The organism is Microbacterium sp. MMO-113, from assembly GCF_037148555.1.
GTDB lineage: Bacteria > Actinomycetota > Actinomycetes > Actinomycetales > Microbacteriaceae > Microbacterium.
The window spans coordinates 336,562-362,895 of record NZ_JBBCTD010000003.1; the positions used below are offsets into that span (position 1 = coordinate 336,562).

24 protein-coding genes and 1 other RNA gene are annotated in these 26,334 nt (G+C 72.6%); 3 read left to right on the forward strand and 22 right to left on the reverse strand.

Features of this window, described 5'->3' with window-relative positions; translation table 11 throughout:
- Window positions 1-75 precede the first annotated feature (75 nt).
- From WFJ36_RS12265 to ffs, 10 genes are all read right to left on the reverse strand, one after another.
- Window positions 76-990 (reverse strand): DMT family transporter, encoded by a 915-nt coding sequence (locus tag WFJ36_RS12265; RefSeq protein WP_336643373.1) that lies wholly within the window; start codon window positions 988-990, stop codon window positions 76-78.
- Window positions 987-1,580, reverse strand: coding sequence for a recombination mediator RecR (gene recR / locus WFJ36_RS12270; protein ID WP_025104255.1), 594 nt, complete (start codon window positions 1,578-1,580; stop codon window positions 987-989). The genes WFJ36_RS12265 and recR overlap by 4 nt, the downstream gene beginning before the upstream one ends.
- Entirely contained in the window at window positions 1,580-3,793 is a 2,214-nt protein-coding gene (locus WFJ36_RS12275) for a DNA polymerase III subunit gamma and tau (RefSeq protein ID WP_336643374.1), read from the reverse strand. Before WFJ36_RS12275 ends, recR begins: the two co-directional genes overlap by 1 nt.
- Window positions 3,794-3,919: 126 nt before the next feature.
- Window positions 3,920-6,427 carry a glycoside hydrolase family 65 protein gene (locus WFJ36_RS12280; RefSeq protein WP_336643375.1) on the reverse strand — a complete coding sequence of 836 codons (2,508 nt, stop codon included), beginning with the start codon at window positions 6,425-6,427 and terminating at the stop codon, window positions 3,920-3,922.
- Window positions 6,424-7,182, reverse strand: coding sequence for a beta-phosphoglucomutase family hydrolase (locus tag WFJ36_RS12285; RefSeq protein WP_292788294.1), 759 nt, complete (start codon window positions 7,180-7,182; stop codon window positions 6,424-6,426). Before WFJ36_RS12285 ends, WFJ36_RS12280 begins: the two co-directional genes overlap by 4 nt.
- 100 nt (window positions 7,183-7,282) lie before the next feature.
- A complete protein-coding gene (locus tag WFJ36_RS12290; RefSeq protein ID WP_336643376.1) occupies window positions 7,283-8,503 on the reverse strand; it encodes an acetate/propionate family kinase in 1,221 nt (406 codons plus the stop codon).
- Window positions 8,500-10,629, reverse strand: a complete 2,130-nt coding sequence (pta, locus tag WFJ36_RS12295; RefSeq protein ID WP_336643377.1) for a phosphate acetyltransferase — start codon at window positions 10,627-10,629, stop codon at window positions 8,500-8,502. Before pta ends, WFJ36_RS12290 begins: the two co-directional genes overlap by 4 nt.
- A gap of 62 nt (window positions 10,630-10,691) precedes the next feature.
- Window positions 10,692-11,390 carry a hypothetical protein gene (locus WFJ36_RS12300; RefSeq protein WP_336643378.1) on the reverse strand — a complete coding sequence of 233 codons (699 nt, stop codon included), beginning with the start codon at window positions 11,388-11,390 and terminating at the stop codon, window positions 10,692-10,694.
- Complete coding sequence (locus tag WFJ36_RS12305; protein ID WP_292788288.1) at window positions 11,387-11,995, reverse strand: rhomboid family intramembrane serine protease; 609 nt, start codon at window positions 11,993-11,995, stop codon at window positions 11,387-11,389. Before WFJ36_RS12305 ends, WFJ36_RS12300 begins: the two co-directional genes overlap by 4 nt.
- A 48-nt stretch (window positions 11,996-12,043) precedes the next feature.
- An RNA gene (ffs, locus tag WFJ36_RS12310) (signal recognition particle sRNA small type) lies at window positions 12,044-12,140 on the reverse strand.
- A gap of 116 nt (window positions 12,141-12,256) precedes the next feature.
- Here ffs and WFJ36_RS12315 point away from each other — a divergent pair.
- Genes WFJ36_RS12315 through WFJ36_RS12325 form a run of 3 tightly spaced genes read left to right on the forward strand, consistent with a single transcriptional unit; the run spans window position 12,257 to window position 16,701 of the window.
- Complete coding sequence (locus WFJ36_RS12315; protein ID WP_336643379.1) at window positions 12,257-13,246, forward strand: AAA family ATPase; 990 nt, start codon at window positions 12,257-12,259, stop codon at window positions 13,244-13,246.
- Window positions 13,247-13,256: 10 nt separating this feature from the next.
- Window positions 13,257-14,447: a DUF58 domain-containing protein gene (locus tag WFJ36_RS12320; protein WP_336643380.1), complete on the forward strand. Its 1,191-nt coding sequence runs from the start codon at window positions 13,257-13,259 to the stop codon at window positions 14,445-14,447.
- Window positions 14,434-16,701, forward strand: a complete 2,268-nt coding sequence (locus WFJ36_RS12325) for a transglutaminase family protein (RefSeq protein WP_336643381.1) — start codon at window positions 14,434-14,436, stop codon at window positions 16,699-16,701. Before WFJ36_RS12320 ends, WFJ36_RS12325 begins: the two co-directional genes overlap by 14 nt.
- 19 nt (window positions 16,702-16,720) lie before the next feature.
- Here WFJ36_RS12325 and trhO read toward each other — a convergent pair whose 3' ends face one another.
- The 12 genes from trhO to mpaB all read right to left on the reverse strand — a co-directional run bounded on the left by trhO (window position 16,721) and on the right by mpaB (window position 26,325).
- Window positions 16,721-17,629, reverse strand: coding sequence for an oxygen-dependent tRNA uridine(34) hydroxylase TrhO (gene trhO, locus WFJ36_RS12330; protein WP_292788280.1), 909 nt, complete (start codon window positions 17,627-17,629; stop codon window positions 16,721-16,723).
- 29 nt (window positions 17,630-17,658) lie between these two features.
- Complete coding sequence (locus WFJ36_RS12335) at window positions 17,659-18,390, reverse strand: hypothetical protein (RefSeq protein ID WP_292788278.1); 732 nt, start codon at window positions 18,388-18,390, stop codon at window positions 17,659-17,661.
- Window positions 18,387-19,115, reverse strand: a complete 729-nt coding sequence (locus tag WFJ36_RS12340; protein WP_336643382.1) for an ABC transporter permease — start codon at window positions 19,113-19,115, stop codon at window positions 18,387-18,389. The genes WFJ36_RS12335 and WFJ36_RS12340 overlap by 4 nt, the downstream gene beginning before the upstream one ends.
- Complete coding sequence (locus tag WFJ36_RS12345; protein ID WP_336643383.1) at window positions 19,112-19,834, reverse strand: ATP-binding cassette domain-containing protein; 723 nt, start codon at window positions 19,832-19,834, stop codon at window positions 19,112-19,114. The genes WFJ36_RS12340 and WFJ36_RS12345 overlap by 4 nt, the downstream gene beginning before the upstream one ends.
- The gene (gene mpaP, locus WFJ36_RS12350) at window positions 19,831-21,516 is read right to left on the reverse strand and encodes a daptide biosynthesis intramembrane metalloprotease (RefSeq protein ID WP_336643384.1); all 1,686 of its coding nucleotides are present in this window, start codon (window positions 21,514-21,516) and stop codon (window positions 19,831-19,833) included. Before mpaP ends, WFJ36_RS12345 begins: the two co-directional genes overlap by 4 nt.
- Entirely contained in the window at window positions 21,513-22,325 is an 813-nt protein-coding gene (gene mpaM / locus WFJ36_RS12355; RefSeq protein WP_071328897.1) for a daptide-type RiPP biosynthesis methyltransferase, read from the reverse strand. The genes mpaP and mpaM overlap by 4 nt, the downstream gene beginning before the upstream one ends.
- A gap of 68 nt (window positions 22,326-22,393) precedes the next feature.
- Window positions 22,394-22,513, reverse strand: coding sequence for an MpaA3 family daptide-type RiPP (gene mpaA3 / locus WFJ36_RS12360; protein WP_292788270.1), 120 nt, complete (start codon window positions 22,511-22,513; stop codon window positions 22,394-22,396).
- Between the two features lie 10 nt (window positions 22,514-22,523).
- Window positions 22,524-22,649, reverse strand: a complete 126-nt coding sequence (gene mpaA2, locus WFJ36_RS12365; protein ID WP_256209429.1) for an MpaA2 family daptide-type RiPP — start codon at window positions 22,647-22,649, stop codon at window positions 22,524-22,526.
- 43 nt (window positions 22,650-22,692) lie between these two features.
- Window positions 22,693-22,827: an MpaA1 family daptide-type RiPP gene (mpaA1, locus tag WFJ36_RS12370; RefSeq protein ID WP_256209430.1), complete on the reverse strand. Its 135-nt coding sequence runs from the start codon at window positions 22,825-22,827 to the stop codon at window positions 22,693-22,695.
- Between the two features lie 5 nt (window positions 22,828-22,832).
- Entirely contained in the window at window positions 22,833-24,005 is a 1,173-nt protein-coding gene (gene mpaC / locus WFJ36_RS12375) for a daptide-type RiPP biosynthesis dehydogenase (protein ID WP_336643385.1), read from the reverse strand.
- Complete coding sequence (gene mpaD, locus WFJ36_RS12380; RefSeq protein WP_336643386.1) at window positions 24,002-25,261, reverse strand: daptide-type RiPP biosynthesis aminotransferase; 1,260 nt, start codon at window positions 25,259-25,261, stop codon at window positions 24,002-24,004. Before mpaD ends, mpaC begins: the two co-directional genes overlap by 4 nt.
- A complete protein-coding gene (mpaB, locus tag WFJ36_RS12385; RefSeq protein WP_336643387.1) occupies window positions 25,258-26,325 on the reverse strand; it encodes a daptide biosynthesis RiPP recognition protein in 1,068 nt (355 codons plus the stop codon). The genes mpaD and mpaB overlap by 4 nt, the downstream gene beginning before the upstream one ends.
- Window positions 26,326-26,334: the final 9 nt, after the last annotated feature.

The window sequence follows — 26,334 nt, forward strand, 5'->3', positions numbered from 1 at the left end:
TCCCTGGGATGTCGGGCGGATCCGCCCACGGTCATTCTACGATCGGCGCGCATGCCGCCTCGCGCATGTGACGGCTCAGGCGGGGGCGGGCGGAACGGGCGTCACCGGGCGCAGCCGCCCTCCGGTGGCGGCGAACCAGCACCCGATGATGATCAGCGGGAATCCGAGGAGGAGCCCAGGGGTGAGGGGTTCGGCGAGGACGATGGCCCCGAGCACGATCGCCACGACCGGGTTCACGTAGGTGAACAGCGGCGCCCTGACCGGCCCGACCTCGCGGATCAGCGCGAAGAAGGCCAGGAACGCCAGCGCCGTGCAGATGACGGCGAGGGCGAGCAGCGCACCGATCGATGGGAGCGTCGGCATCTCGTGCTGCGTGAGCAGACCGATCGGGAGGTAGAAGATGCCGATCATGAGCAGCGACAGCGTGATCGTGCCGAGCGAGGGGACGTCGTTCAGCTTGCGGGCCACGATGAACGGCGCGATCGCGTACAGCACCGCGACGAGCAGCACCTCCCCCGCCGCGAGCAGGCTCACCTCTCCCCCGAAGAGCCCCGGCCCCGCCACGACGACGGCGACGCCGATGAAGCCGACCAGCAGGCCGATGCCGCGGGCGGGACGCAGCACGCCGCGGTCGCCACCACCCAGCGCGATGAGGGCGGCGAACAGCGGCACGGTGGCGACGAGGAGTCCGGTCATGCCGGAGGGCAGCGTCATCTCGGCGTGCCCGAGGAGGAGGAACGGTCCGGCCATCTCCACGGCCCCGAACGCCAGCACCCACGGCCAGTGTCGCAGCGCCGCGCGGAGGGCGCCGCTGCGCAGGGCGAACGGCAGCAGGAGGAGAGCCGCGATCAGCGTCCGTCCCGCCACGATCGCGGGCGGGGAGATCGAATCCACCGCCACGCTGATGAAGAGGTAGGGCACGCCCCAGAGCAGGGCCATGACTCCGAAGAGCAGCCAGCCCCGGCGGGAGAAGCCGGACTGCGGGGTCACAGCACGCGCCGGCCCTCGAAGGCCCGGCCGAGCGTCACCTCGTCCGCGTACTCGAGGTCGCCGCCGACCGGGAGGCCCGAGGCGAGCCGCGAAACCGTGATCTGCATCGTCGTCAGGAGCCGGCTCAGGTAGCTCGCCGTCGCCTCCCCTTCCAGGTTGGGGTTCGTGGCGATGATGACCTCCTGCACGGTGCCGTCGGCGAGCCGCGTCATGAGCTGGGCGATCCGGAGGTCGTCCGGGCCGATGCCCGCGATGGGACTGATCGCGCCGCCGAGCACGTGGTACAGGCCGCGGAACTCCCGCGTGCGCTCGATCGCGGCGACGTCCTTCGCATCCTCGACCACGCAGATCAGCGCCTGGTTGCGGCGTGGGTCGCGACAGATCGCGCAGCGTTCCTGCTCCGCGACGTTGCCGCAGATCTCGCAGAAGCGGACCCGGATGCGGATCTCGGTCAGCAGCTCGGCGAGACGGGCGACGTCGAACGTCGGCGTCTGCAGGATGTGGAAAGCGATGCGCTGCGCCGACTTCGGGCCGATGCCGGGAAGGCGGCCGAACTCGTCGATCAGCTCTTGGACGATGCCGTCGTACATCAGGAGAACCTCGTGGGGGGCTCGTAGGGCTCTTCGCGAAGGAACGTCGCGCCGAGCACCTGGCGGATCACGGCCTCTCCGTAGCGCTGCACGCCGCCGGCGGCGGGGGTGCGCTCGACGACGACCGGTGCAGCGGCCGCGGGGGCCGTGCGCGCGGCCGCCTGCGGGGCCGCCGCCGGAGTCGCGCGTGGGGAGGGAGGGCGGTCGTACGGAGCCGGCGGCTCGTAGGCCGGATCGTACGGCGGCTCCTCGTCGAACGCGGGAGCGTCGTCGTCGCCGGGCAGTGGCGGCTCATCGCGATCGATCCTGCCGTCGGCCGGCGGGGTCGGCGCGGCGGAGGCGGCCTCGACCTCCTCCGGCTCCTCGTCGACGGCGAGGGGCGCTGCCGGCGCGGCGGCCGCTGTCGTCGGGATGGGTGCGACCGCCCACTCCGTCACGGGGGCGGCGGCGCGGGTCTGCGGGCGGGAGAGACGCGCTGACGCAGGCTCCGATGCGGGAGCGGTGTCGGTCGGGGCGGCGGATCCCGAGGAAGCGGGCTGTCGCGGCGCACCGCCGGGCGGCATCGGGGCCGGCAGGTACTTGACCCGTACCCCGATCTCCTGCTCGATGGCCGTGCGGAGGTGGTCGGACGGTCCGGATCCGGGCGTGGTCCCCTTGAACTTCGCGACGTCGTGCTGACTCGTGAATCCGAGGGTCAGTACCTCGGACTCGCCGTCGTAGGCCAGCGGCTGCACAGCGGTGGCGAGCAGCCAGGACGTGCGGCTGATGCCTTCGAGGCGCTTCAGCACGGCCGGCCAGGCGTCGCGGACGCGGTCGAACGTGACGGGAGCGGACGGTGCGGACGACTCCGGGACCGGAGCGGGTGCGGGTTCCGGGGAGGACTCGGGCTCGGCGGGCGCAGGACCGGAGGGGGCCGGCGCAGGAGCCGAGGGGGCCGGCGCGGACGAGGCCGATGCCGTGGGCGTCGCCGTCTCGGGCTCGGGCGCGACGGTCGCCGAGGGCGGTGCCGAAGTCGGCGGGATCACCGGCGGATGCGTCGTCGCCGGCGGGTGCAGCGCACCCGATGCCGAGGCGCCGGAGGGGGCCGAGCCACCGGGAGCGGCAGCGAGCACACGGGCGACCATGAGCTCGAGGTGGAGCCGCGGTGACGTGGCGCCGGACATGTCGTCGAGCGCCGCGCTGACCACGTCGGCCGTGCGGGAGAGCCGCGCGGCGCCGAAGGACTCGGCCTGGCGGCGCATCCGGTCGAGCTCGTCCTCGGCGATGCCGCGCAACACGGCGGAAGCGCCGGAGCCGACGGCGGCGATGACGATGAGGTCGCGCAGGCGCTCCAGGAGGTCGTCGACGAAGCGCCGCGGGTCCTGCCCGGTCTGCACCACGCGGTCGATGGCCGGGAAGGCGGTCGCGGCGTCGCCCGCCGCCAGCGCGTCGACGATCTCGTCGAGGAGGGCCCCGTGGGTGTACCCGAGCAGCGCCACCGCCCGCGCATAGCCGACTGTGACGGTCTCGGAGCCGGCCGGGGCATCCGATCCCGCGATCAGCTGATCCAGCAGCGACAGCGTGTCGCGGGGAGAACCGCCTCCGGCGCGGACGACGAGCGGCAGCACACCCTGCTCGACGATCACGCCCTCTTCCGCGCACAGCTTCTCGACGTACTCGAGCATCGCGGCGGGCGGCACCAGCCGGAACGGGTAGTGATGCGTGCGCGAGCGGATCGTGCCGAGCACCTTCTCGGGCTCCGTCGTGGCGAAGATGAACTTGACGTGCGGCGGGGGCTCCTCCACGAGCTTCAGCAGCGCGTTGAAGCCCTGCGGCGTGACCATGTGCGCCTCGTCGAGGATGAAGATCTTGAAGCGGTCCCGGCTCGGGGCGAAGGTGGCCCGTTCCCGCAGGTCGCGCGCGTCGTCGACGCCGTTGTGGCTCGCGGCGTCGATCTCGACCACGTCGAGCGATCCACCGCCGGCCCGGGAGAGCTCGACGCAGCTCGGGCACGTCCCGCAGGGGGTGTCGGTCGGCCCCTCGGCGCAGTTCAGGCACCGCGCGAGGATGCGCGCGGAGGTGGTCTTGCCGCAACCGCGCGGGCCGGAGAACAGGTAGGCGTGGCCCACGCGGTCGCCGCGCAGCGCGGTCATGAGCGGATCGGTCACCTGCGACTGCCCGATCATCTCGCCGAACGTCTCGGGTCGGTAGCGGCGGTAGAGGGCTGTGGTCACCCCTCCAGCCTACGGCGTGCCACCGACGTTGCTCCCCTCCCGGTCGACCCGGCCCCTTTCACGCGAGCCACCCCTCTGTGTGCGTCCGCAACGGGGTGGGACACACGCAGAGGGGTGGGTCGGCGATCAGTCGATCGTCTCGATGACGGGGATCGCGCTCGTGATCACGGGAACCGAGGCGGAGAGCCGCGTGCCGTCGTCGCGGCGGGCGTCGGCGAACTCCTGCAGCGTCGGGCGTCCGGGGATCACGGGTCCCTGGTTCGAGAGGGGGACGATGACCTCGTCCTCCAGGGTCGCGATGTAGGCGTTGTCGCGCACGCTGAACGGCACCGGAGGGCCGCTGCGCACCTGCACCCGCAGCTCGTGCCGCGTGACGGTCACCTGCATCGCCGTGCCCTGCCACTGCAGCGGGAACGACAACGACGGCCAGGATTCGGGGAGCCGCGGGTCGAAGCTGAGGTCGCCGCCGTAGTCGCGCATGCCGCCGAAGCCGCACACGAGGGCCGTCCACACGCCACCGGCCGAGGCGACGTGCACGCCGTCGGCCGCGTTGTGGTGCAGGTCGTGCAGATCGACGAACAGCGACTGCTCGAAGTACTTCTGCGCGAGGTCCTGATAGCCGACCTCGGCTGCCAGGATCGACTGCACGACCGCCGACAGGGTCGAATCGCCCGTCGTCAGCGGGTCGTAGTAGTCGAAGTCGGCCTTCTTCTCCTCGGGCGAGAAGTGGTTGCCCTGCAGGAACAGCGCCAGCACGACGTCGGCCTGCTTGAGCACCTGGAAGCGGTAGATCACGAGCGGGTGGAAGTGCAGCAGCAGCGGGCGCTGGTCGGCCGGGGTGTTCGCGAGGTCCCAGACCTCCCGCTCCAGGAACAGCGAGTCCTGCGGGTGGATGCCGAGGCTCTCGCTGTACGGGATGTACATCGCCTCCGCCGCCCTCTCCCAGGACTCCGCCTCACCCGAGCCGAGGCCCGTCCGCTCGACGAGGGCCGCGTAGTCCTCCGGGTAGCTGTCGCGGATCTCCCGCACGACCTTGGCCGCGTAACGGAGGTTGTACCGCGCCATGACGTTCGTGTACAGGTTGTCGTTCACGACGGTCGTGTACTCGTCCGGGCCGGTGACGCCGTGGATGTGGAACGTCTGGAGGCCGTCGCCGGCACCGGACTGCTCCACGAGCCGCGATCCCCGCCAGAAGCCGAGGGTGGCCCAGAGCCGCGCGGTCTCGATCGCGACGTCGGCGCCCTCGCGCCGCAGGAAGGCCTCGTCCCCGGTCGCCCGCACGTACTTGCCGAGCGCGAAGCTGATGTCGGCGTTGATGTGGTACTGCGCGGTGCCGGCGGCGTAGTACGCCGAGGCCTCTTCGCCGTTGATCGTGCGCCACGGGAAGAGCGCGCCCGCCTCGTTGAGCTGAGCGGCCCGGCGGCGCGCCGCGGGGAGCATCTTCACCCTTGCTCGCAGCGCGTTGTAGGCCCAGCGCGGCGTCGTGTAGGTGAGGAACGGGAGCACGTAGATCTCGGTGTCCCAGAAGTAGTGGCCGCTGTAGCCGGAGCCGGTCAGCCCCTTCGCGGGGACACCGGCGCCGTCCGCCCTGGCCGAGGCCTGAGCGAGCTGGAACAGGCACCAGCGGGTGGCCTGCTGCAGGTCGTCGCGCCCGCCGATCTGCACGTCGCTGCGCTCCCAGAACGCGTCGAGCCACTCGCGCTGGCGGCGGAAGACCGTCTCCACGCCCTCGTCCGCTGCCCGGTCGAGCGAGCGACGGCAGCGGTCCACGAGCTCCCGCGGGGGCACCCCGCGGGACGAGTGGTAGCTGACGAGCTTGGTGATCGTGATGGGGACGCCGGCCTTCGCCTGCACGCGGAAGACGTTCTTGGCGATGTCCGGCTCGATGAGCGTCCGGACGTTGTAGTCGTTCTCCGTCTCGATGATGTGGTCGGCCACGACGGCGACGGTCATCCCGGACGCGGCGACCCGGTACGACAGCGCGGAGCGCAGCCCGTCCTGCCAGTGCTCGGCCGGCTCCAGCACACGGTCCGCGATGCGTTCGGCCTTGCGCGGGTCGAAGGCGGCGCCCTTGGTCGTCATCGGGGAGCCGGCGTAGACGCCCGCCCCGTCCTGACGGTTGAGCAGCTGGCAGCTGATCGTGACCGGGGCGTTGGCGTTCTCGACGACGACCTCGAGCCGCAGCACCGCGAGGTGCCGCTCCTCGAAGCTCACGAGACGCTGATCCCGCATACGCACCCGCTTGCCGGAGGGGGTCTCCCAGACCACGCGCCGCTCCAGCACACCCGTGCGCATGTCGAGGGTGCGGGCGTACTCGCGCACGTCGGCGTCGTCGAGGGAGATCGGCTCGTCGTCGACGTAGAGCCGCATCACCTTGGCGTCGGGGGCGTTGACGATCGTCTGGCCGACCTCGGCGAAGCCGTAGGCCTGTTCGGCGTGCCGGATCGGCCACGTCTCGTGCAGGCCGTTGATGAAGGTGCCGTGCTCCTGCGCGCCGCGCCCCTCGATGTGGTTGCCCCGGAGCCCGAGGTAGCCGTTGCCGACCGAGAACAGCGTCTCGCCGACGCCCTCCTCCGAGTAGCGCGTCTCGATGAGACGCCACGGGTCGACGGGGAAGCGGTCGCGGTCGATCATGCGGTCTCCGGGGTGTCGGTGCGGGCGGCGGGAAGCAGGATACCGAGGTCGTCGACGACGTGGGTCGCGCCGGCGGCGCGGAGTGCATCCGCGCCGGCGCCCCGGTCGACGCCGATGACGACGGCGTAGCCGGCGGCGGCGGCGGAAGCGGCACCGGAGGTGGCGTCCTCGACGGCGATGCTGCGGGCCGGGTCGACGCCGAGGGCCGAGGCACCGGCGGCGAACATGTCGGCCGCGGGCTTGGACGCGAGGTGCTCGCGCTCGGCGACGACGCCGTCGATCACGACGCGGAAGAAGGACCGGATACCGGCGGCCGCCAGCACCTCCTCGGCGTTCTTGGAGCTGGAGACGACGCCGAGCGGGATCCCCGCGGCGTGCAGCGCCTCGACCACGGCGAGGGAGCCGGGGAACGGAGCGATGCCCTGGCTGCGGAGGGACGTCGCGAACGCGGCGTTCTTGCGGTTGCCGATCCCGCAGATGGTCTCGGCGGACGGGTCATCGTCCACGGATCCCCAGGGGACCTCGACGTTGCGGCTGCGCAGCAGGCTCGCGACGCCGTCGTAGCGCTTCTTGCCGTCGACGTAGGCGAAGTAGTCCTCGTCGGTGTACGGCGGCGTGATGTCCCAGCGGGCGAAGACGTCGTCGAAGACCGCCTTCCAGGCGCGCATGTGCACCTCGGCGGTCGGCGTGAGGACGCCGTCGAGGTCGAACAGCACACCGTCGGCGTGGAACAGGTCGGGCAGCGCGTCTGGCACAGAGCCTCCAGGAGAAGGACGAGGGTCGGGAAAGGCACCTCTCCGTGCCACTGTGCAAGCGTAATGGCGCTGGCGCGCGCGGGGTAACCCCGGACCCGGATCAGAGCAGCTCGGCGGTCTGTCTGGCGATCTGCAGCTCCTCGTCCGTGGGCACGACGAGCACGGTCACGGGCGAGGCATCGGTCGAGATGACGCGGATCCCGCGCTCCTTCGCCTCGTTGCGGGCGGGGTCGATCTCGATCCCCGCGAAGCCGAGCGTCGCCATCGCCGCCGCGCGCACCGGCGCGGCGTTCTCGCCGACACCGGCGGTGAACGACACGACGTCGACCCCGCCGAGCTGCGCGATGTAGGCGCCCGCGTAGGCCCGCAGCCGATGGACGTAGACGTCGAAGGCGAGCGTGGCCGCCTCGTCTCCGGCCGCCACCCCCGCGAGGATATCGCGCATGTCACTGCGTCCGGCCAGACCTGCCAGCCCGCTGCGGGTGTTCAGCAGCGCGTCGAGGTCGTCGATGGTGTAGCCGGCGCGGCGGGACAGGTGCACGAGAGCGGCCGGGTCGAGGTCGCCCGACCGCGTGCCCATGACGAGGCCCTCGAGCGGAGTCAGGCCCATCGAGGTCTCGACCGAGCGGCCCCCGTCGATCGCGGTGACCGAGGCGCCGTTGCCGAGGTGGAACACGAGCTGCCGGAGGGTCCCGAGGTCGCGCCCGAGGAAGCGCGCGGCGGTCTCGCTGACGTACTGGTGGCTCGTGCCGTGGAAGCCGTACCGACGGACCCGGTGCTCGGCGGCGAGCGCTGCATCGATCGCGTAGGTGTAGGCCGCCGGCGGGAGCGTCTGGTGGAACGCGGTGTCGAACACCGCCACGTGCGGCACGCGGGAGAACACGGAGCGGGCCGCCCGGATGCCGGCGAGGTTCGCCGGGTTGTGCAGCGGCGCGAGCACGGCCAGCTCGTCGATCTGCCGCTCGACGTCGGCGTCGATCAGGGTCGGCGCGTAGAAGCGCGCACCGCCGTGCACGACCCGATGCCCGACCGCGACCGGCGGATGCGCGTCGAGGGAGGGGCCGTGCGCGGCGAACTGCGCGCGCATGACCTCGAAGGCGGCGGCGTGGTCCGGGATGGCCTGTTCGTCGCGGTAGGTGGCGTCGAGCATCGTCGCCGACGGTCCGTCACCCGGCTCCGGGCGCACAGTGTGGGCGACGGGGCTGGAATCCTGTCCGATGCGCTCGATGAGCCCGCTGGCGAGCTCGTCCTCGTGCGCGGTGTCGATGAGGCTGTACTTCAGCGAGGACGACCCGCTGTTGATGACGAGGATCGCGCTCACGCCTCCTCCCCCGATCGCTCGTCGCCCTGGGCCTGGATCGCCGTGATGGCGACCGTGTTCACGATGTCGTCGACGAGCGCACCGCGGGACAGGTCGTTGATGGGCTTGTTGAGTCCCTGCAGCACCGGACCGATGGCCACGGCGCCGGCAGAGCGCTGCACCGCCTTGTAGGTGTTGTTGCCGGTGTTGAGGTCGGGGAAGACGAACACGGTTGCCCGCCCCGCCACCGCCGAGTCGGGCAGCTTGGCCTTGGCGACCGCCGCGTCGGCGGCGGCGTCGTACTGGATGGGGCCCTCCACGAGGAGTTCGGGAGCGCGCTCGCGCACGAGCGCCGTCGCCGCCCTGACCTTGTCGACGTCGGCCCCCGACCCGGACTCGCCGGTGGAGTACGACAGCATCGCCACGCGGGGGTCGATGCCGAACTGCCGGGCGGTGGTGGCGGACGAGATCGCGATGTCGGCGAGCTGCTCGGCCGTGGGATCCGGGATGACCGCGCAGTCGCCGTACACGAGCACGCGGTCGGCGAGGGCCATGAGGAACACGCTGGAGACGACGTTCACCCCCGGCTTCGTCTTGATGATCTCGAAGGACGGACGGATCGTGTGGGCCGTGGTGTGCGCGGCACCGGAGACCATGCCGTCGGCGAGCCCGAGGTGCACCATCATCGTCCCGAAGTAGGAGACGTCGGTGACGGTGTCGGCGGCCTGCGCGAGCGTGATCCCCTTGTGGGCGCGCAGCCGGGCGTACTCGGCGGCGAAGCGCTCCACGAGGGCCGGGTCGGTGGGACTCAGCACCTGCGCGCCGGCGATGTCGAGGCCGAGTTCCGCCGCACGGGCGCGGATCGCACCGTCGTCGCCGAGGATGGTGAGCTCCGCCACCTCGCGGGACAGCAGCGCCGCCGCCGCCCGGAGGATGCGGTCGTCGTCGCCCTCGGGGAGGACGATGTGGCGACGGTCGGAGCGCGCGCGTTCCATCAGGCCGTACTGGAACATGAGCGGCGTGACGACGTGCGACTCGGCGAGCCCGAGCTGCTCGGTGAGCTCGGCCACGTCGACATGCGCCTGGAAGAGTCCGAGCGCCCGGTCGTAGCGACCGCGCGAGTCGGCGGAGATGCGGCCGCGGGTGCCCATCACCCGCACCGCCGTGTCGTAGGTGCCGAGGTCGGTGGTGATGATCGGCACCGAGGAGGCGAAGCCGTCGAGCAGCTGGAGGATCGGGTCCGGCAGGGGGAAGGGCCCGTTGAGGATGATGCCGGCGATCCGCGGGAACGTGCCGGAGGAGTCGGCGAGGAGGGCGGCGAGCAGCACCTCGGTGCGGTCAGCGGGAATCACGACGACGGCCTCGTCGGTGAGGCGAGGCAGGACGTTCACCATCGACATGCCGGCCACGACGATCGACAGCGCGACCGCGGTCAGGCGATCCTCGTCGCCCTTGAGGAGCGTCCCGTCGACCGCGGAGACGATGCCGCGGATGGACGGCGCGACGAGCGCGCGATCCTCGGGGAGCGCCCAGACCGGGGTACCGGTGGGGACGACGGCCCGCACCGCGTCGGCGATGGCATCGAGCGCGTCGGGGTCGGCCCTGTTCACGGCCACCGCGAACAGCTCCGCGCGCTCCTCGGCGAGTTCCGGCAGCGCCAGGGCGGCGATCTGGCCGACGGCGGCGGGCACCCGGGCAGTCGTGGTGCCGAGCTGCTCGGCCTGCCGCTGCTGGTCCCGTCCGCTCAGCACGAGCAGGACGGGGGCGCCGAGGTTCGCCGCGATCCGGGCGTTGAAGCCGAGCTCGGCGGGGCTCGCGACGTCCGTGTAGTCGCTGCCGACGATCACGACGGCGTCGCACTGCGCCTCGACGGCCTTGAAGCGCGCGACGATGGTCGACAGGGCGCCCTCCGGATCGGCGCGCACATCGTCGTAGGTGACCCCGATGCAGTCCTCGTAGTCGAGCTGGACGCCGTCGTGGGCGAGCAGCAGCTCGAGGATCTCGTCCCGCTCGGCGACCGCCCGGGCGATCGGGCGGAAGACGCCGACGCGCGGCGACACGCGCATCAGCGCGTCGAGCACCCCGAGGGCGATCGTCGACTTCCCGGTGTGGCCTTCGGCCGAGGTGATGTAGATGCTCCGCGACACGGCTCCAGCTTAGGCGGGCACCCGGACACCGCACCCGGCCGCTGCCGTGACAAACGTGCGCGTCACTCGCACGGGCCGGACAGCACGTCGACGACGGCCGTCGCGTCCTCCTGGTACCGCGTGTAGTAGTCCCGGTCCGTGTTCACCTGCACCCGGTGGATCGCGTGCGACGGCGCCATCGACCGCCAATCGGGGATCCGCCCGAGGCGCTCGAAGAACAGGCGGGCCGCGGTGGCGGGATCCATCCGCTGCTCCGCGCTACCCCACCAGTCCTGCTGCTGGAAGAGGCCGATGCTCGTCGTGCGCGATCCATCCGGATTGGTCCAGCCGCGCGTCTCCCAGTCCCCGTAGTCGATATTGCGCAGGCTGCTCTCCCCCATCGCGGTCATGACGCCGAGGATCTGGCCGTCCCGCGCGAACCCGAGCTCGTCGGCGGTGCGGATGATGGTCGCGGCGTTCTCGAGCTGTTCGCCGCTCCATCCGGCGACGCCCGCCTGGGGGAAGGTCGACGGGCGGTCGAGGCAGACCGGCGCCGGATCCCTCGCCAGCCCCAGGGGGATGAGCACGAACAGCACCGCCACAGCGGCCACCACCGCGGCCGACACGGCGACGCGCTGCAGGATCCGCTTCCGCCGGGCACGCCGGGCGGCCCGACGGCGAGCCTCGCGGCGCCGTCGGTTGGTGGCCTCGCGCGAAGCGGCGGGCCGCCGGATCGATGTGGTCCGCGTCCCCGCCGTCCCCCTCGTGCGCGGGGCCGTCATCGTCCGACGGCGCGGCGCCGGTCGGGACGCCGTCCGGCGAGCGCGGCCGCACCGCCCCCGATCGCGCCGAAGAGATGGCCCTGCCAGGACACGCCGTCCGCGACGCCGAACACCCCGGCCAGCATGGTGCCGCCGTACAGGCCGATCACGACGACGGCGATCACCGCGTAGAGGATGCGGTGCGAGACACGGCCGGGAGCGAACACCCGCATCACCACGTAGCCGAAGTACCCGAACACGAGTCCGGAGGCGCCGACCGTCAGCGTGCCGGGGGCGTTCACGAGCCAGGTGCCCAGCCCGCCGACGACCGCGACGATCACGGTGACCGCCCAGAACCGGCGCGTGCCCTCGACCGCGACCAGGCAGCCGAGCACGAGGAACGGCACGGAGTTCGCGATGAGATGCGCCCAGCTCGCGTGCAGCAGCGGGGCGAAGACGATGCCCAGCAGTCCCGCGGGGTCCCACGAACGGATGCCGAGGCCGCTGAAGGAGCCCGGCAGCACGGCGTCCGCGAACTGCACCGCCCACATGGCCGCGAGCAGCAGCACGGGCGACGCGAATCGCCGCAGCGGATGCTCGGGCCTGGCCGACGGAGGAACGGTCACCGCTCGATTCTCGCAGGAGCACCCTGGCGCCGGCTGGACGCAGGCAAAAGAAAAGACCCTCCGCGCACCCAGCAGAGCCCGGTTACCCTTGCTGCGTTTCCGCCCTGGGGGAATTGGCCTGGATGCCGCCACGCGGAGAGCCGTCGTCCACTCTACCCGACGTCGACGGGACCCGACGACCGCAGCCCGGCATGGTCCCGCAGGGTGTGCGGAGCGTACGATCGATGCACGCGCATCGTTGCGCCGGACGAGAGGGAACGCATGCCAGAGAACGCCCCCCTGAGCCCGGTCGCGATCGACGCCGACGGATTCGCCTCCCAGACCGCGGCCATCCTCGGCTCGATCAGCCAGGTGATCGACGGGAAGCCCGAGGCCGTGCGCAGCGCCCTCGTCTGCCTGCTCGCCGAAGGCCATCTGCTCATCGAGGACGTGCCCGGCGTCGGGAAGACGATGCTGGCCCGCGCCCTCGCCGCGACCGTCGACGCCACCGTCCGCCGCATCCAGTTCACCCCTGACCTCCTGCCCGGCGACGTCACGGGGGTCTCGGTCTACAACCCCGTCGATCGCGAGTTCGAGTTCAAGCGCGGCGCCGTCTTCGCCCACATCGTCATCGCCGACGAGATCAACCGCTCCTCCCCCAAGACCCAGTCCGCACTCCTCGAGGCCATGGAGGAGGGCCAGGTCACGGTCGACGGCTCCACCCACCGGCTCCCCGACCCGTTCCTCGTCGTCGCCACGCAGAACCCGCTGGAGATGGAGGGCACCTACGCGCTTCCGGAGGCGCAACGCGACCGGTTCATGATGCGCATCTCGATGGGCTACCCCGACCCCGCGGCCGAGGCCCTCATGCTCCGGCAACGCGATGTCGTGAACCCGCTGGCGACCGTGACCCCGGTCGCGGACGCCGCCGCGATCTCGCAGCTCATCGCCTGGGCCCGGGCCGTGCATGTGGCTCCCGCGCTCGAGGAATACGCCGTCTCCCTCGCCCAGGCGACGCGGAACGACCCCAGCCTGCACCTCGGCGCCAGCCCGCGGGCCACGTTGCAGCTCGTCCGCGCCGCGAAGGTCTGGGCCGCCCTGGACGGGCGCGACTACGTCATCCCGGACGACATCACCGACCTGCTGATCCCGGTGTTCGCCCACCGTCTGCTCCCGGCCCGCGGGGCCCACCGTGCGGGCGCGCAGCCGGTCGAGGCGGCGCTCACCCAGATCGCGGAGCGCGTCCGCGTCCCCGTCGCGACCCGTTCCTGAGCACGCGATCATGCGCCGACGTCGACTGCTCACGCCGCGCGGCACCGGTGCGCTCCTCGCCGCCCTCGCGTGCGTGATCGCAGCCAACGTCCTCGGCGCTCGGATCCTCCTGTACCTCGGGATCCTGCTCGCGGCGCTCACGCTGTTCGCCGCCCTCGCCGTGCGCCTCCCGCGGCGTTCCGGGACCGTCAGCCGACAGATCTCGACCGACCTGCTCACGGTGTCCGAGACCTCGCGGGTCACGGTCCGCTTCACGTTGCGCGCCCTCCGGGTCCCGCACGGGCTGTGGCACGACGCCCTTCCCCCCGCGGTCACCGGAGACTCGAGCGGCGAATACCCCGCGGACACACCCCAGCTCAGCTATCTCGTCACCGGCGTGCGCCGCGGCGTCTGGCCCCTGGGGCCCCTCGTGCTGCGGACGGTCGATCCGTTCGGCCTCGCCCAGCGCGAGCAGGCGTTCGGCGACACGCGCACCGTCACGGTCGTCCCGGAGGTCTTCGCGCTCACCCCGCTCGCCGTGCGGATCGGCGCCGCGGGCGGGACGGCGCACACCTCGTCCACCCGCCTCGGCCAGGGCAGCGACAACCTCTCGCCCCGTGGCTACGCGCCCGGCGACTCGATGCGACGCATCCACTGGAGGGCCACGGCACACCGCGGCGAGCTCATGGTCCGGCAGGAGGAAGAGGAATCGAGCCCGGACGCGGTCGTCGTGCTCGATCGCGCCGCCGGCGGCTGGGCGCCGGAGGCCGATGTCGTCGACCCGGCGTTCGAGGCCGCCGTCTCCCTGTGCGCATCCGCCGCCGTCCACCTCGCAGCGGAGGGGTACAGCGTCGACGTCCTGGACAGCGCCGGCACGCTCCTCGGCGCGCTCCGCGGACACGAGGACGACCGGGACGGACTCCTCGTCGCCCTGGCGATGGTGACGCCGCGCGGTGAGAGGCGCGATCTCGTCGCCCTCCTGGGCGGGACTCCGCCGGGACCGCTCGTCTACGTGACCGGACGGCTGGACGAGGAGGACGCCGCGTTGCTGCGCCCGGCCGGCGCTGCGGCGCCGCTGCTGTTCAGCACGGATCCGCTTCCGGGATCGGAGGCCGCCGCCCGCCACCACGGCTGGACGGTGACGCGGCTCGGCGTCGACGTGGCGGACGCCTGGGACGACGCGCTGTCGGCACGGACGGGAGCCGCCGATGTTCCGCGCTGAGCGCCCGCAGCCCGCTCCCGTCCCCGCCGACACGAGCGCACGTTGGCACCGCGACCGGGAGGAGCCGCCGCCCGGAGTTCTCGCGCCTGCGGCCGTCGCCGGGCTCGCCGCACTCACGGCGCTGTGGCCGTTCACCGCCGTCATCGCTCCGGGGAGCTGGTCCTTCGTCGCGTCCCTCGTCATCATCGCGGTCGTGGGGGTCGGCGCGCTCGTGCGTCACCTCCTGCGCGGGCGCTCGGAGGGCGTCGCCGGGCTGGTGGCGCTTCTGGCGCAGATCATCGTGGCGGTCGGCGTGCTCACGCTGCTCCTCGCGGGGGACACCGCGGTCGCGGGGGTCGTCCCGACGTCCGCGACGCTGAGCCGGTTCCAGGTCCTGGCTGCGGCGGCAGCGGAGGAGATCGTCTTCGGCTCCGCCCCGCTGGAGGCCTCTCCGGGACTCGCAGCGGCCCTCGGCGCGGGCTTCGCGGTCGTCGCGATCCTGCTCGATCTCCTCATCGCGAACCGATCCGCCGTGCTCACGACCGTGCTGATGGGCGTCACCGGCGCGGTGCCCATGATCATCACCCTGGGCGCCCCGAACCTGGGGTGGTTCGTCGTGGCCGCCGTCGTGGCCCTCCTCGTGTTCCACTTCACCGCCCGCCGCCATCCGGAGTCGCCACGCCGATCGTCGCCCGGGGTCGCGGTCGCCGTGGGCGCCGCCGCCCTCGCGACCACCTTCGTCGTGACGCCGCTGCTCCCGGTCGGCTCGACCATCACGGGCACCGGGGTCGGTGTGACCGTCGATGCCTCGCTGCGGCTGGGCGACGATCTGCGGCAGCCGAGCCCCGTCGAAGTGCTGACCGTGGCCGTGAAGGCGGACGCCGCCCCGTACCTCCGCCTCACGACGCTCTCCCGATTCGACGGCCGCGTGTGGCAGCCCGATCGTGGCGACCTGCAGTCTCAGGTCGACGGCTTCGGCGAACCGGAGTGGGGGGACGACATCACCACCGCCGAGCAGACGACCTCGATCCGAGTGCTGCGCATGTCGAGTTCCTGGCTGCCGCTGCCCTACCCCGCCACCGACGTGCAGGGACTCAGCGCTGCATGGCGCGTCTCGCCCGAGAACCGCACCCTGTTCTCCCGCCGCGCCGATGCGGTCGGCAACGACTACACCGTGACCTCGCTTCGGGTGACGCCGACGCTGGAGCAGATCCGCGCGACGGAGGCGGCCCCGCCCCTCGAGGACGCGGAGGGCGAGGACGTCGAGCTGCCCGGAATCATCTCGCAACTGGCGACCGAGGTCACCGCGGACGAGGAGACCGACTACGACCGCCTCATCGCCCTGCAGGACTGGTTCCGGTCGGAGTTCGAGTACTCGCTGGAGACGCCCGTCGACGAGGGGTTCGACGGCACCGGCGCCGACGCGGTGGCCCGTTTCCTCGAAGAGCGGTCCGGGTACTGCGTGCACTTCGCGGGCTCCTTCGCTCTCATGGCCGAAAGCCTGGGAATGCAGGTGCGCATCGTGGTGGGGTACCTCCCGGGGGCTCCGACCGACGAGAAGCGCGGAGACGAGTCGATCTTCTCGGTGTCGAGCGACCAGCTGCATTCGTGGCCCGAGGTGCTGTTCCCCGGGATCGGCTGGGTGCCGTTCGAGCCGACCGCCTCGCTCGGCGTCCCCACGGCTTTCCGTGCGGGGATCACCGGAGGGGGGACCGACGGCAGCCCGACCACCCCGGCGCCGACGACGGCGCCTCAGACCGAGGAGACATCGGGCCCTGAGGTCGACCGGAGGGACGCCGATGCCGGCTCCTCGGACTCCGGGGAGCTGCGCCGGCTCGACCCGACGCCGGTCCTCCTCACGACACTCGGCGTGGTGATCGTGCTCCTCCTGCCCGCCGTCGTCCGGCTCCTCGAGCGGCGCCTCCGGATGCGTCGCGCCGCCCACGGAGACGCCGCCGCGGCGTGGGCGGAGCTGCGCGACACCCTGGTCGACCTCCGGATCCCCGTCTCGGACGCGGAGAGCCCGCGGTTGCGTGCCGCAGGGCTCGTCAGGGAGGCAGGTGCGGACGAGGCCGCGTTGGGCCGGTTGGTCAGGGCGGTGGAGCGCGCGAACTACGCACGATCGTCCGCCGCTGCCGACGACCTCGCCGTCCCCCTGCGGGCCGTGCTCGTCAGCCTCCGCGCGCACGTCGCCGGAGGGACTCGGGTCGAGGCGCTGCTGTTGCCGCGGTCGCTCTATGCGCCGCGGGGTTCCGACTCCCGGCTCCTGGTCTGACGGTCGGCAGGCGCGGCGGTCAGAGGTGCGCGGCGGACGGCTCCGCGTGCGTCGGGCAGGCGACCGCGTCGCAGTCCGCGCAGACCACGAACTGCATCCGGCATGAGAGGTCGGGGCAGTTCGCGGTGCGTTTGGTCGCCGCACCGCACCCTGCGCACACGCCGATGACGCGCGCGTGATCGGAGAAGTCGACGGACCCTCGCCCATCGAAGACGTAGAGCGATCCGTCCCAGAGACCGTCGTCTCCATAGGTCTCGCCGTAGCGGACGATGCCACCCTCGAGTTGATAGACCTCGCCGAATCCGCGGGAGACCATGAGGCTCGAGAGCACCTCGCAGCGAATGCCCCCGGTGCAGTACGTGACGACGGGCTTGCCCTTCAGATCGTCGTAGGCGCCGGAGTCGAGCAGACGCACGAAGTCCCTGGTGGTCTCGGTGTCCGGCACGACGGCGCCGCGGAAGCGTCCGATCTCGGCCTCCAGCGCGTTCCGGCCGTCGAAGAACACGACCTCGTCCCCCCGTTCGGCGACCAGGGCGTGCAGCTGGTCGGGGGTGAGCCGCGCGCCTCCGCCGACGACGCCGTCCGCGTCGACGCGGAGCTCGTCCGGGGCACCGAAAGACACGATCTCGTCGCGCACCTTCACGCTCAGCTTCGGGAAGTCGAGGCTGCGGCCCGCCGCGTCGAGTCCGGTGCCCTCGCTCCACTTGATGTCAGCGTCGCGGAAGGGCGCATAAGAGCGGAACGAGCGTGCCCACTTCTTCAGCGCCGGGAGGTCGCCGCCCAGGGTTCCGTTGATGCCGTGTGCCGAGATCAGCAGCCGTCCGCGCAGCCCCAGCGCCTCGCCGAGGTCACGCTGCCAGACGCGGATGGCCTCCGGGTCGGCGAGCGGCGTGAACGCGTAGAAGAGGACGATCTTGGGGGTGGCCACCCAGGAATCCTACGTCGCCGCCGGGAACCCTACGACACGTCCCGCCGCAGGAACACGGCCGCCCCCGCGCCCACCGCGAGCAGGACCCAGCCTGCCGCGATCGGCACCGCCGCGGGTCCGAGGCCTCGATCCGCCGGGATGCCGATGACGGACACGTCGAACCGGAAGGCGTCGAGCAGCGCCGGGAGAGGCAGGTACGCGGCACCCGCGCTCCAGAACAGCGCGACGAGCATCCCGAACCCCATCGTGAGCGCGGCGACGAACAGCGCCGCGAGATGCGCCTGCACGACGATGCCGACGCCCAGACCCCATAGAGCCGCGGACGCACCGAGGGCGACGGCCGACGCGACGGCGGACCCGTGCACGGGCACGCCGCCCATGGTGACGAGCAGCGCCGTGCGACCGCCGACCACCGCGGCGCCCGCGACGACCGCGCCGCCGAGCGCCGCGGCGGGCACCCGCGCGACGAGCATCACCCGTCGGGACTCCAGCATCAGCCGCTGCGCGACGACGCCGTCCCGCCAGTCGATCGTGTAGCGGAAGGAGCCGTAGACGGCCGCGAGGATGCCGGCGTAGGTCGCGAGCACCGCGTCGAAGGGGGCGACGAGCTCTTCCCGGGCTGCCGGCGGAGCGTCGGCGAGATCCGCCGGGATGCCGGCGGCGAGGGAGAGGGACAGCACGAGCGCCGCCAGCGCCATGCCGAGGAGGACGACGTCCCCGACGGCCCCGCGCGCCTGCGCGCGCAGCGCCCGACCGATCATGCGAGGCTCCGGCGTCCCCGGACGGCCGCGAGCACGACGAGGCCGACCGCCCACGTGATCCCGATGGCGAGGGCGGGCGCGAAGGCGAGCAGTCGGCCCTGGTACTCCGGCACGCTCAACGCCGCGATGGCCATTCCCGGCGAGAACCGCGCGACCTCGGGCGCCGTCCGCAGCATCGCGAACTCCAGTGCCATCGGGAAGACGAGGACGATGATCGCCGTCGCGTAGTAGTTCCGGGTGATCCAGCCGATCGCGCCGCCGATGAGGGCACCGAGGACCACGCCGAGCAGGGCCCCGGCGACGATGCGCCCCGCGTCCGCGGTGAGCACGAGAGCGAGCCCGTGCCGAGCCAGGAAGAACGAGATGCCGAGCATCCACAGCAGGACGACGACCATCGCGAGCGCGAGGGCGACGAGGACGCCGGCGACCAGCTTCCCGGGGAAGGCGCGGCGGAACCCGACCGTCGTGAGCGCCCGGTCCATGGAGCCGTAGTAGTACTCCCGCGTCACCGGGTACGCGCCGACGAACGCCGCGGAGATGACCGACCACGCGAGCGGCTCCAGCAGCCGGGCCGTCGCCGTGCCCGCGTCAAGTCCGTCCACCGCGAGACGGGAGCCGTCGGAGAAGAGCACGAAGGCCGGCATGAGGACCGCGACGAGGTACACGGCCAGGATCGACAGCCCGCTCACCGCGCGCAGCAGCTCGCCACGGATCACGCCGCTCACGCGGGCGCTCCTTCGACGAGATCGAAGTACCGGCTCTCGAGCGAGTCGACCCCACCCGTGACGAGGTCGTCCAGCCTCCCGGCGAAGAGCGCGCGGCGTTTGATGACGACCACCTCGTCGACGACCTGCTCGAGCTCCGGGAGCTGATGGCTGGAGACGAGCACCGTGCCGCCGCGTTCGGCGAAGCCGCGGAGGAACCGGCGCAGCCACCGGATGCCGTCGGGATCCAGACCGTTCGCCGGCTCGTCGAGGATGAGCGTCCGCGGCGCACCGATCAACGCCGCGGCCAGACCCAGTCGCTGCGCCATCCCCGTCGAGTACGTCTTCACGCGGCGGTGCGCATCGGCGGCGAGGCCCACCTCGTCCAGCACCTCGTCGATGCGGTCGCGGGGCATCCCGGCGGCGAGCCGGCAGATCTCCAGGTGCCGTCGCCCCGAGATGCCGGGCTCGAAGCCGAACCCGTCCATGTGGACGCCGACGTGCGCCGCCGGGTTGTCCAGTGCCCCGAACGGCACCCCGTCGACGATGGCCTCGCCGCCGGTCGGCCGCACGAGTCCGACGATCGCACGCAGCGTCGTCGACTTCCCCGCGCCGTTCGGGCCGAGAAGCCCGACGATCGCGCCGCGGGGCACCGCGAACGACAGGTCTTCGACGGCGGTGCGGCGCCCGTACCTCTTCGTGAGACCGTGCACCTCGATGGCGTGCTGCTTCATGGTCATCCTCTCTCCTTCTCGCTCGTGAGAGCTGCCAGCGGCGACGCGACCGTCGCCCAGATCGCCTGCCAGAGCGGGGTCGTGCCGAGGTCGACGCGCGCCTGTCCGGCTGCCGGCAGGGCACTCCGCTCCCCCGTCATCTCCGCCTCCGCCACCACCGTCGCCGCGACCGAGGCCCCGGGCATCCTGACCGGGAAGAGCGCCTCGATCGGCACCTCGGTCTTCGTCGCCGGGCGGGTCCGCATCGTCCCCACGCCGCGGTACTCATTCGCGAGGATGCCCCGCGTCGACAGGACCACCGGTGCACCGTCCGGGAGGTCGATGCCGGTGTCCCGGCCGCCGTGCACCAGGACCACGCGGCCGTCATCCACGGAGAACCCCAGCGTCGCGGCCGTCGGGACCGGGATGAGGAGGCCGGCGGCCCCGATCCCGAGCGCGAGCGCGGCGGTCACCCCGGCAAGGCGGGACCGCGAGACACCGGATCGCCGCACCCGGAGCAGAGCGCGCGCCAGGAGGGCGACACCCACCGCGACCACGACGACCTCGAGGGCGAGCACGAGGAGGCTCGCCGCCGGACCGCCCCCGGCGAGCAGCTGGGCAGCCCGGACGACCGCGAACAGCACCAGGACGACCGGAGCCCCCAGGCAGCAGAGGCCGAAGGGCACGCTCCACCACCGCTCCAGCGCCCGAGGCTGCCGCGGCGCCCCGAACAGGAGGCGGGCGAGGAAGGCCGCACCGTCGCGTACCGTCCTCCCCCGCAGATTCGGCTCGTCGAGGGCGCTCATCAGGGCGAGGTACCCGTCGAAGCGCACGAAGGGGATCAGGTTCACGAGCACCACGACCGTACAGGAGATCGCGAGGAGCAGCAGCGTCTCCCTGGCCACCGACGACGGCAGGGCGAGAGCGACCACCATCGCCACCGCCGCCACCGTGGCGTGGACGGCCGGACCGGCGAGCGCGATCGCCACCCGGTGCCGGCGGTCGGGGAGCCGCCAGCCGTCCGTGACGTCGACGAAGAAGGCGGGTGTCAGGTACAGCAGCATGAACCCGGCGCGTCGCGGTCGGCCGCCCAGCCGGGTGAGGGTGAGACCGTGCGCGGCCTCGTGCAGCAGCGTCGCGAGGCCGAGCGCCACGACGGCGAGCGTGAAGCCGGCGAGGGGGACGGGACGGGCGAGCACGGCCCCCAGCTCGCCGGCGAGCAGGACTGCGGCGATGAACCCGGCAGCGAGCACCGCGACGACGGCCACGAGGACCCCGCGACCCGGGACGGGGACGACCAGACGGTCGAGACGGGCGAAGAGCGCGGGAGCGCGGAGGGTCGCGAACTGCACGGTGAACGGCGGCCGATAGGCGACACGACCGGGCGGCCGAGATGCGCCCCCGTCCAGGAGTCCGTTGTCACGGAAGCGCGCCACCAGTCGCAGCACCTCCTCGTCTGTCTCCCCCGGGGCGAAGCGCGTCTGCAACGCCGAGACGGGGGTGCGGCCGTCCATCGCCGTCAAGAGGTCGACCACCGCTCGGGACAGCCGGGCGGTCGGCACGCCCTGGACGGTGGCGAGCCACCCGGATCCCTCCGCCGTCGGCTCGAACGCGACGCCGGCGGCGAGAGACGGGCACGAGTGCGCCGTGAGGGACGCGCGACCGTCCCCTCGGCGACGCCGTCCGGGTCGAGGTCCTGCCGTCGTCATCGCCCGCCCCTTCCATCCCCGGCGAGGGAGGTCGTGAGGAGCAGGATCTCCACGCCCGCCGGCGTCCGCACGGCAGACCTCTCCGGCGCCGTGAACCCCGCGGCCACGAGCTCGCCCGCGAGGACCTCGGGGCACAGCACGTGCAGGCGGCTGGTGAGGACGGGCACCTCCGCGCGCGGGGCGATGTCCGCGAGGCGGACCCAGTTGACCACCCGCACGGCACCGTCGTTCTCGATCTGCTGCGCGAAGAGGTAGGGCTCCTCCCCTGCGCCGCCCGGGACGGTGATCTCGCGATCGGTCGCCAGGCCGAGACTGACCGCCGAGGCGCCGTCCGCGACGGTGAGGGCGAAGACACCGGTCGCGGTGAGATGACGCCGGACGCCCGCGTAGAGCCGCGAACGGCCCTCGCGGTCGAGCAGCGTGATCGAGGTCGCCCCGAGGACGACGAGACCGAAGTGCCCGGCGAGTGCGAGGTCGCGGATGTCCGCCATGATGCACTCGACCGTCGCCTTGGGCGGAACGGCGCCGCGGAGGCGCGCGAGCATGTCCGCGGAGAGATCGACCGCCGTGACGCGATGCCCGGAGCGAGCGAGCGGGATCGTCAGGCGGCCGCTTCCTGCGGCGAGGTCGAGGACGGGACCGGGGACCGCGCGCGCGAGTGCCAGGACTTCGCGGATCTCCGCCCGGTCCGGGCCGACGAGCCGGTCGTAGAAGTCGGTACCGGCCCCGGCATACAGGTCCTGTTCAATGGCGGTCGCGCCGACGAGGTCGAGCCGTGCCGCCACGGTCTCGGTGATCAGGGACGTCATCCGTGCATCGCCTCTCCTCGGATGGATGGTCGGGGAGTGCGGGCGGATGGTCCCGCCCGCACCCTCGGTCAGGTCGCGATGGCGGCGGCTCCGCCGATGATCGCGATGATGTAGCTCGCGTGCTCCCACCACTCGAGCGGGGTGTCGATCTGTTCGAGTTCCAGGAACTCCAGCGACGTGGTCTGCAACGTGCACCTCCTAGGTCAGAGCGAGAATTCCGATGATCACGCCCACGGCGAAACCGCGGATGTAGTCGTCGGCATCGCCCGGCGCATCCATGGCGTCGAGTTCCGTGAACTCGAGCGTCGGCAGTGCTGCGGTCATGTGTCCCTCCTTCCTTTCTGTGATCCGGTGCTTCCGGTCGACATCACGTGGCGGCCGCCGCACCGATCCCGATGAGGACCAGCGCACCGATCACGCCCTGGTAGAAGCTGTCCCAACTGGGGGCCTCCATCGGGTCGAGCTCCTGGAATCGGATGCTCGTCTCCGTGCTTTCGTTCATTCCCGTCACCTCCTCTCCACGGCTCGGGGCCGGCGGTCGCCGACCGGAGACGTGCTCCACCGGGAGTCGTGGAGCACGTCGCGGACGTCCGCAGCACGGATACCGCGCAGCATGGGGCGGTGATCCCCCCACGCGGTCTCCACGGCGGCGGCGATCCGGTCGATCTCCCGTGCGCTCGGGCGCGGCGGTGACGGGAGCCCTCCCTGATCGACGACGACGGCGATGCCGGCTGCCGGGTCACGAGGCAGCGCTGTCTCCGCTGCGACGACGGCCCAGAAGGCATCGAGGCTGGTGCGGTCGCCCCAGCGCGGATCGCCCGCACCGATCCGCCGCCAGACGGCGGCGATGACCGCCGCCGTGGCCGTCATCTTGCGGACGCCGAGATGGAAGGCGACCTCGTTCGCGAGATACCAGTGGCGGGCGCTGTACGGATCGGGGCCGCGAAGGGCAGCCGTGCGCTGGGTGGCGGCACTCAGGCGTGCCAGGCGCAGGCGTCCCGTCGTCGACATCGCGTCCCCCGCGGCCGCCTCGAGCAGCGCCCGACCGAGGATCCGCGCGTCGCGCTCGGCCCGCTCGGTCCGCGGACTCGTCGAGGCGCCGGCCACCCGGAGGAAGGCCTCCAGCGCGCCCTCCCGGACAGCCGCGGGGGTGAGCGTGGCGAGCCGTTCGGGATCGAGGACGGCGTGGCGGGGGCGCAGCGGGCGACCGACGAGGAGCCGGGTCCCGCGGCGGTTCCGGAGGATGGCGACGCTGTTCGTCTCGGAGGACGTGCCGAGCGTCGTCGGCAGGGCGATGATGTCGACCGGCGGGGGCGCGTCGGGCAGGATCGTGAGCGCCGCGGTCGCCGCGTGCCGCAGGGCGAAGTCCAGGAGGCGTCCGGGGCTGAGCGCGAGGGCCGCGATCTTGCTCGCATCGAGGACGCTTCCGCCGCCGACGGCCACGATGACCTCGGGCGGTCGCCGGATGATCTCCTCGGCGATCAGGAGGATGCCGAGCTCGTCCACCGCGGAAGCGTCCACGGTCATCGTCCGGGCCGACGCTGCGGCGGGAAAGGCGTGCGCGACGGCCGCGTCGGCGATCACCAGCGTGTCGCGTCCGGCCGTCAGACGCGCCATCGCCTCCGGTGCGCGCGGCCCGTGCCACAGCGTGGGGACGTGCGCGGCGTACGGCGCGGTCATGCCGCGGCCTCCTGCACGTGCGCCAGGCCGGCCCGGACGGCCCGGTCGGTCTCGGACACCTCCGCGGCGGTGAAGCCGTAGCCGGGGATGAGCTGGAAGGAGCTCGGACCGGGGTGCACCACGACGCCGCTGTCGGCGATGGCGGACACCACCTCCAGGACGTCGGTCCCAGAGAGCGGGGACCCGTCCGGGCGGCGGAGCCCCGCCCCGACGAAGCAGCCGCTGCCGGTGACGTCGGAGACGATCCCTTCCTCCTGCCAGGTCCGCGCGAGGCGGTGCAGCGTCGGCGCCAGGGCCTGCGTGGTGGCCTCGACGTCGATACGACGGAGTTCGTCGATCACGGCGAGGACCGCAGCCGCGCAGGCGGGCGTGCCCGCCTGCGTCTCCCCGTGGACGAACGTCCACCCGCCGCGCACGAACGCCGTCGCGATGCGGTCGCCGACGAGGAGCGCGGCAGCCCCCATCGCGCCGTTCGTCAGCGCCTTCGACACGAGGAGGATGTCCGGTGCGGCCGCCCAGCGGTCGGTGGCGAACATCGCACCGGTGCGCCCGAAACCGGTCGCGACCTCGTCTGCCACCAGCAGGAACCCATGCCGCTCCCTCAGCTCCAGCAGGCGCTGGACGAAGGTGGTGGACAGCGCGTGAGCGCCGCTGCCGAGGACGGGCTCCACGACGACGGAGGCGACGCGGGAGCCTTCGCGCTCCAGCAGCGCTTCGAGCTCGTCCCCGTCGTCGGCGTGCGACACGTGCCGCACCGTGCGCCTGTCGACGCCGTAGACCGACTGCAGCAGGTCGTCACCGCTCAGTACGTGGCTGCCGTACATCGTGCCGTGGTAGCTGCCGCGCAGGCCGACGACGAGTGACCGCGACCCGGCGCCCTGCTGCGCCCAGTACTGCCGGGCGAGCTTCATGGCGGCGTCGTTGGCCGCCCCGCCGGAGGTGGAGAAGATCACCCGCCGGTAGCGGTCGGAGCCCGCGAGGGCGATGAGGGCATCGGCGGCGTCCTCGGCGTACCGGTGCGGGGCGCGGAACAGCGAGAGGTAGGAGGCGTCGCGCGTCGCCCTGCTCACGGCCTCGGTCACCGCCGGGTTGCCGAAGCCGAGGGGCACGTTCCACAGGCCGCTGGTCGCGCAGAGGCGTTCGGAGCCGTCGGCGTAGAAGAGGCGATGCCCGGCTGCGCCGACCGCTACCCGATCCGGAGAGAAGGCGGTGTCGGCGGGGAGCATCGACGTCCACAGCGCGTGCGGCGCGTTCATCGCACACCGTCCCGCGAGGCGTCCTCGATGGGAGCACCGAGGTGGACGCCGAGCGCCGTGAAGGCGTCGAGACAGAGCCGGCGAGCGTGGGCGTCAGGAACGCCGCAGGCGCGGGCCACCCGCGCCGCCGCTCGCCCACGTGTGCGGGAGGTCTGGATCGCGTCGACCACCGCAGCGGTCAGCGGGGACAGGAGGTGCCGGCGGAGCGTCCGGACATCGGCGAGCAGGAACCCCTCGGCGGTGTCGAGCAGGAACGGGTCGTCGGTCGGAGGCTCCGCATCCGCGAGCTCGTCGTCGAGGAGCGTCCATCCGAAGCCCGCGATCCGAGCAGCGCCGTTCGGCAGGCGGAGCATCTTCCGGAGATCGGCGGCGTCCAGGTATCGGCGCAGCCACGGCCGGGTGTCGAGTTCGGCGACGAGGTCGGCCGAGCCGGGCACGCCGCCCAGCGCCGACGCCCGCGGGCGGGCCCGTCCGAGAGCGGCGGGAAGGTCGTCCACGTGGCCGACCGCCTCTCCCTGCAGCCCGAGATGCACTCTCCCGTCCGCGTCGATGCGGAGGGCGCGCGGAGTCTGCACCTCCTGCGGCCGCGCGAGAGCGGAGCGATCCGCCAGCAGCACCCGGGGGTCGAGCATCGCGGCGGCGAAGACCCCGGTGCCGCGAGCGAGGTCGGCGTCGTCGAGGAAGGCACGCCAGCTCGCCTCGTCGAAGAAGCGCATGACCGTCGGTCCGACGATCTGGACGAAGGAGGCCGCGATGTAGTCCTGGAGCTCGACGCCGCGCTCCCCGAGGAAGAGCTCATCGCCGAGGTCGGCGAGCCGCCCGCCGTAGCCGACCGCACGAGCCGCCCCGTGCCGGGGCACGGATCCCGCGGGCTCGAGGATCACGTCCTCGGGGTCGGCCGCAGCCGCGACGGCCTCAGCCCCGGTCTCCGCCTCGCGCAGGAACACGCGACCGCGTGCCGCATGCCCGCCCGTCACCCACTCCCGCAGGGCCTGCGGCCCGAGGAGCGGGTCTTCCCCCGTCGCCCCTTCGTCGTGCCGTGCCGTCGTCGCACTCGTCCCCATGATCCCCCC

Bases quoted from the DNA above. Each gene is read 5' to 3' on its own strand.
- WFJ36_RS12335 (WP_292788278.1), bottom strand. From the start codon at position 18,390: ATGATCGGTCGGGCGCTGCGCGCGCAGGCGCGCGGGGCCGTCGGGGAC.
- WFJ36_RS12320 (WP_336643380.1), top strand. From the start codon at position 13,257: ATGCGCCGACGTCGACTGCTCACGCCGCGCGGCACCGGTGCGCTCCTC.
- mpaP (WP_336643384.1), bottom strand. From the start codon at position 21,516: ATGACGACGGCAGGACCTCGACCCGGACGGCGTCGCCGAGGGGACGGT.
- mpaA2 (WP_256209429.1), bottom strand. From the start codon at position 22,649: ATGACCGCAGCACTGCCGACGCTCGAGTTCACGGAACTCGACGCCATG.
- mpaD (WP_336643386.1), bottom strand. From the start codon at position 25,261: ATGAACGCGCCGCACGCGCTGTGGACGTCGATGCTCCCCGCCGACACC.
- recR (WP_025104255.1), bottom strand. From the start codon at position 1,580: ATGTACGACGGCATCGTCCAAGAGCTGATCGACGAGTTCGGCCGCCTT.
- mpaM (WP_071328897.1), bottom strand. From the start codon at position 22,325: ATGACGTCCCTGATCACCGAGACCGTGGCGGCACGGCTCGACCTCGTC.
- mpaB (WP_336643387.1), bottom strand. From the start codon at position 26,325: ATGGGGACGAGTGCGACGACGGCACGGCACGACGAAGGGGCGACGGGG.
- WFJ36_RS12300 (WP_336643378.1), bottom strand. From the start codon at position 11,390: ATGACGGCCCCGCGCACGAGGGGGACGGCGGGGACGCGGACCACATCG.
- WFJ36_RS12325 (WP_336643381.1), top strand. From the start codon at position 14,434: ATGTTCCGCGCTGAGCGCCCGCAGCCCGCTCCCGTCCCCGCCGACACG.
- mpaA1 (WP_256209430.1), bottom strand. From the start codon at position 22,827: ATGAACGAAAGCACGGAGACGAGCATCCGATTCCAGGAGCTCGACCCG.
- WFJ36_RS12345 (WP_336643383.1), bottom strand. From the start codon at position 19,834: ATGACCATGAAGCAGCACGCCATCGAGGTGCACGGTCTCACGAAGAGG.
- mpaC (WP_336643385.1), bottom strand. From the start codon at position 24,005: ATGACCGCGCCGTACGCCGCGCACGTCCCCACGCTGTGGCACGGGCCG.
- WFJ36_RS12315 (WP_336643379.1), top strand. From the start codon at position 12,257: ATGCCAGAGAACGCCCCCCTGAGCCCGGTCGCGATCGACGCCGACGGA.
- WFJ36_RS12280 (WP_336643375.1), bottom strand. From the start codon at position 6,427: ATGATCGACCGCGACCGCTTCCCCGTCGACCCGTGGCGTCTCATCGAG.